The following is a 4,757-nucleotide window of genomic DNA, read 5'->3' on the forward strand; positions in this document are numbered from 1 at the left end:
GAGTCGCTCAAATGCTTTTTTGACCGGTTTCGCCGCTGTGAAAACATGATGAACTCAAACGGCGCGCTTTCCGGCAAGCAAGTCTTGCTTATCGCCTCTCCGGGCGGCAGCGGTAACGGTATGCTCACCTGCCTTGAGCAAATGGATCGCTTCTGCCGGCATACAAACGCCGTTATCTTTGACTATATCGGCGTAAACCGCTGGAATAGCGATTACAAGAAGCCTGCGATTTATGCGGCGGCAAAGGCAATGGCTGGCGGCAGAAAAAATGGTGAAACCGTTTAGCGTCTGTTTATAAATTATTGTACGCCTGACAACCTCCGTGTCGGCGGGCGGTTGCAGGGGAAACTTCGCTTAACCGAACGCATTGCAAAAAAGGGTTACATGGCTCCGCCCTACATTTTGCACCGCGCACAGTTCTGTTTTCAGTGCGGCGAAAAATATCGCTTGCGCTCGTTTCTGTGCAGGAGGCACAAAAACCTATGAATTCTGTGGTGCGTGTGCGTTATAAGAAATGATATACAGAACGAAATTTTGCGCCGAGTATACGGCGGGCGCTTACCGTTCCCGAAAGATTATGCGCCCGCGGTTCAGGTCGTAGGGGGAGAGGGCGACTTTTACCTTGTCGCCGGGGACAATCCTGATATAGTGCTTGCGCATTTTTCCCGACATATGCGCGAGGATGACGTGCTTGTTCAGCAGTTCAACCCGAAACATGGTGTTGGGAAGCGCTTCTTTCACCAATCCTTCAACTTCTATAGCCTCTTCTTTAGCCACGAATCCTCCGAAACACGCCGAAAAGAACGAATGCCAGCTTGTTTTTGTTGTCTTTTTCGCCGTTCATTCGTATAATTCTATGCATAAATTATGCTTTGTCAACCGCAGGAGCTGGAAATGACCAAAGAATTTGTCGCGGAAATCGAGAGGGTTTTGACCGAACAGCGCGCCGAGCTGCTCGGCAATCTGACGAATACGAATGCGGCATTCCGCGCGCTCACCGAGGAAGGGGGTGAAATCGGGGACGTTATCGACGAAGCCGCCGACACGGTCGACCGCAAAATGCTCGAAGCGCTCGGGACGAAAGATTTTAACCGGCTACAGTTCATCGATTCGGCGCTTTCCCGCGTCCACCAAGGAAAATACGGGCTGTGCGTGGCGTGCGGCAAGCCGATTCCCGAAGCGCGGCTCAGGGCGATTCCGCACGCCGTGCTGTGCGTCGACTGCAAGGTCGCCGACGAGCGCCGCAACCGCTAGCCCGCGGGCCGGTTTGCATGGGGCTGTATCGGATACCGGACGGCATGACAGTCCGCGTCGCCGTTTCGGGGAGAAGCGGCTGCGGAAACACCACGGCGAGCGCCCTTTTGGCGCGAGCGCTCGGCGTAACGTTCGTCAATTACACGTTCCGCTCGCTCGCCGGGGAGACGGGCTTGTCTCTTGCCGAGATACTGGAACGGGCGCGGACGGACGACAGCTTCGACAGAACCGTTGACGCTAAGCAGGTCGAGCTTGCAGAGCGCGGTTCCTGCGTGCTCGGCTCGCGGCTCGCAATCTGGGTGCTGAAATGCGCCGACCTGAAAGTCTACCTAGACGCCGACGCGGAGACGCGCGCCGCCCGCATTCTCCGCCGTGAGGGCGGCGTCATTGCTGACATACGCGCGTTTACACTGAAGCGCGACGCCGAAGACAGCGCGCGCTACAAAAAACTGTACGGAATCGACACCGGCGACTATGCGTTTGCCGATATGGTCGTCGACGCGGCAGCCGCGGAACCCGAGCAAATCATCCTGAGCATCCTTGAAGAACTGGCGCGGAGGAACCTTGCCGCGCCTGCTTGAAGCCGCTGAGCGGGACGAATTCCGCGCTGCAATCCACGAAAACTACCGGCGCCGTGGGCGCTCGTTCCCGTGGCGCGAAACCGAAGACCCCTACGCCGTTTTAGTCTCGGAAATCATGCTGCAGCAGACGCAGACGGAGCGCGTCGTGCCGAAATACGCCGCGTGGCTCGCCCGCTTCCCGACGGCGGAGGCGCTCGCGGCAAGCCCGCTGCCCGACGCGTTCGCGCTGTGGAACGGTCTCGGTTACAACCGGCGCGCGCGGTTTTTGTGGGAAGCGTGCAAAACCGTCGCGTCGGACTACGGCGGCGTCTTTCCCCGCGACGCGGACGCGTTGGACGCGCTGCCGGGAATCGGCGCGTACACGGCGCGGGCGGTGAGCACGTTCGCGTTCGGCAAGCCGGAGGTGTTCATAGAGACGAATATCCGCTCGGTGTTTTTGTTCCATTTTTTCAGCGGACAGCCGCCCGGTTCCGTGCACGACCGCGAAATCCTGCCGCTCGTCGAGCAGACGCTGGAGCGCGGCGAGCCCCGCGTGTGGTATTACGCGCTTATGGATTACGGCGCGCAGCTCAAGAAGGCGGTGCGGAACCCGAACCGCGCGAGCGCGCATTACGCGAAGCAGAGCCGTTTTGCCGGCTCGCTCCGGCAGGCGCGGGGCGCGATTCTGCGCGCGCTTTCGGCAAACGCGGAGGGCGGCGCCTATCAGCCGCTTTCGCTGCGCGCGATAAGCGAGCGCGAATCGGTCGGCTATGAGCGGATAAAACAGGCGGCGGCGGCGCTTGCCGCGGAGCGAATCATCGAGCAAGACGGGGACGCCTGCGCTATCGCCGCGGGATAAGCGTTACCTGTGCGTTGCACGGGTAACGTGCGAGTTTCTTGAGGAAACTCGCACATAGGGTGGGTGAACGGTATATAGGTTTTCGCCTTCGGCGAATCGCTCGATAGCCTTGTGGGTGGAAGTTCTCGGCAAGCCTTCTTGATAAACTCGGCAGGCACTTATCCGTACTATGGCATATAGGTTTTCGCCTGTCGGTCGGATTGCTCGGCAAGCCCGCTCGGTAGTCCCACTGGTGGAAACTTCAACGAAGCCTTCTCGGTAGGCGCTTATCCGCCCTATAGCTCTCTATGTTTACCTCTATGCAGAGTTCCTTCAGGGAACTCGGTCGTTCGGCTACCGCCGAACGCCTTATCCGTATTACGGCTTTTGCCCGCCGTCGTTTGAAGCCGCCGCCTCTTGCAGCGGGCAGGGCATAAAAAGAGCGGGGCTTTCTGTCCTGCTTTTTTGCGCTTTGTCATACGTCTACGTCCACAAAAGCACTCCGCCTCAACTGGGGTTTCTCCTGTCGAGGAGCAAAGCGACGAAGCGTAATTCGTATGTTAGACGAAATACCAACCTGTTTTTCTGTTGTACAGAATATTATACAAGCGTATGTAATCCATGAATGGCTTTGCCGTCAGTATCAAAACAATTTTGTATCACTGAAAAATATTTGCTGTCTTTATATTCAAAGTGTCTAAAAATTGAATATGCAATTAAATCCGCCATTTGAATAGAGCGGGACATTTTTGAATCAAGAAAAAGGGGAACTTCAGCAAAATTATTTAAACGTTTTCCCCATTGATGCCCTGTTGCTGTAAAAACATGGGATAGTCGCTGAATTGTTAATTCAGAAGTAGACTTGTCAAAAATTGCTATTCCCCGCTGCGGATTTTTCTTATTCTGTTTATTGTACACACGCCCTAAAAACATATCGAAACGGCTCGCAACCTGAGTGAACAAATCACCGGAAATATCCGTATTTGACGTTGCCGATTTCGCAATTACCGACGCAAATAATCTAATATTTCTATCTGATGCAATAAGACGCAATACTTCCATAATGATATTTTCACGAATATTTTGAGAAATTCCGCGCCATTCTTTGTGACCGGAGCGCATAGGCGACCCGTGTAATTCTACGTCGGGGTGTAACGGTAAATACTTAGCAATAATGCCGTTTAAAGCCTGCTCTATCCAATATGGTTTTGTTTCATAAACGGTAAAGCCCGCCAGCACACAATGATTGCATTTGCTGTCTGTAACAGAGCCGGAATCGTCCATATACAGCAAATACATTTATACCCTATACAAAAAAAGAGAGTTGGGTGAGACAATCGCTCAACGTACCACAAGGGCGGTACTCCCAACTCTTAATGTAAGAGATATACGATTTTTAGATATGTGTCAAGCGGTTTCAATAAATTTTTATGCCTCCTAATCATGCCCCTCCCCGCCGTTTGCCCCCGCCTCGCCGCTTTAAGGCATATAACATAAAACAGGCGGGCTCAAAGCCGTTACGCCTTGAGCCCGCCTGTTTGAAGGGGTCTTTTTAAAGCTTGCTTGGCAGTTCAGAAATATAGAATCCGTTTTCCTCTTCAATATTAAATTGAAAAGTTACTTCTGAACTTTCAGAAGGCAACGTGAAACCAATTGCATATGTTCCATAATTGCCGGTTAGTTCACCCAGCCAATCTGCTATCAAATCAGTCCCCCCGTCTTTTGCTAGACAGAATTTACTTACAGTTCCTTCTGCACCCTCTTTGCTTTTTACCGTTACATTTTCTGGTTTCAAGAATGAAGCAGGAAATGTAGGATTTGCTGCAAAGTAATAGATATAACCGCCGCTATTAGGCCTGTCTGTATAGCTCTCGGTGGCGGGACCGAAAGGATAAGCTCTCTTAATCTCTACTGCCGGTATAAAAGAAGGCGTGGTAATGGTAACACTAGGTAGTGTGGACTTGAAGGTGGATGTAAAGGAAAACACCTGATATGAATAGCAACGATGAAGGAAACGGTAAGCTTTGCATAGCGCGTAGCGATTCCTCGCCAGCGTTTGAGGGTGCCGAAAACGATTTTAATGAAATATTCCATAGTTTGCTGTG

The 4,757-nt window shown here is 52.8% G+C and carries 6 protein-coding genes and 2 pseudogenes; 4 read left to right on the forward strand and 4 right to left on the reverse strand.

Annotated elements, in window-relative coordinates:
- A pseudogene (locus tag AWU74_RS04065) lies at window positions 1-285 on the forward strand (flavodoxin family protein); the annotation flags it as partial.
- A gap of 273 nt (window positions 286-558) precedes the next feature.
- Here AWU74_RS04065 and infA read toward each other — a convergent pair.
- Window positions 559-777, reverse strand: a complete 219-nt coding sequence (infA, locus tag AWU74_RS04070; RefSeq protein WP_062327905.1) for a translation initiation factor IF-1 — start codon at window positions 775-777, stop codon at window positions 559-561.
- A gap of 117 nt (window positions 778-894) precedes the next feature.
- Here infA and AWU74_RS04075 point away from each other — a divergent pair, with 117 nt between their 5' ends.
- Genes AWU74_RS04075 through AWU74_RS04085 form a run of 3 tightly spaced genes read left to right on the forward strand, consistent with a single transcriptional unit; the run spans window position 895 to window position 2,673 of the window.
- Window positions 895-1,254, forward strand: coding sequence for a TraR/DksA family transcriptional regulator (locus AWU74_RS04075; RefSeq protein WP_062327909.1), 360 nt, complete (start codon window positions 895-897; stop codon window positions 1,252-1,254).
- A 17-nt stretch (window positions 1,255-1,271) separates the two neighbouring features.
- Window positions 1,272-1,835 (forward strand): (d)CMP kinase, encoded by a 564-nt coding sequence (cmk, locus tag AWU74_RS04080; RefSeq protein WP_062327912.1) that lies wholly within the window; start codon window positions 1,272-1,274, stop codon window positions 1,833-1,835.
- Complete coding sequence (locus AWU74_RS04085; RefSeq protein ID WP_062327914.1) at window positions 1,819-2,673, forward strand: HhH-GPD family protein; 855 nt, start codon at window positions 1,819-1,821, stop codon at window positions 2,671-2,673. The genes cmk and AWU74_RS04085 overlap by 17 nt, the downstream gene beginning before the upstream one ends.
- 579 nt (window positions 2,674-3,252) lie before the next feature.
- Here the strand turns inward: AWU74_RS04085 and AWU74_RS10240 are convergent.
- From AWU74_RS10240 to AWU74_RS12640, 3 genes and pseudogenes are all read right to left on the reverse strand, one after another.
- Complete coding sequence (locus tag AWU74_RS10240; protein WP_162504780.1) at window positions 3,253-3,951, reverse strand: DUF3800 domain-containing protein; 699 nt, start codon at window positions 3,949-3,951, stop codon at window positions 3,253-3,255.
- Window positions 3,952-4,204: 253 nt separating this feature from the next.
- Window positions 4,205-4,447 (reverse strand): hypothetical protein, encoded by a 243-nt coding sequence (locus AWU74_RS10245; RefSeq protein WP_162504781.1) that lies wholly within the window; start codon window positions 4,445-4,447, stop codon window positions 4,205-4,207.
- Between the two features lie 113 nt (window positions 4,448-4,560).
- Window positions 4,561-4,757, reverse strand: a pseudogene (locus tag AWU74_RS12640) (hypothetical protein); the annotation flags it as partial.

The sequence above is a fragment of the Treponema endosymbiont of Eucomonympha sp. genome (assembly GCF_001028545.1).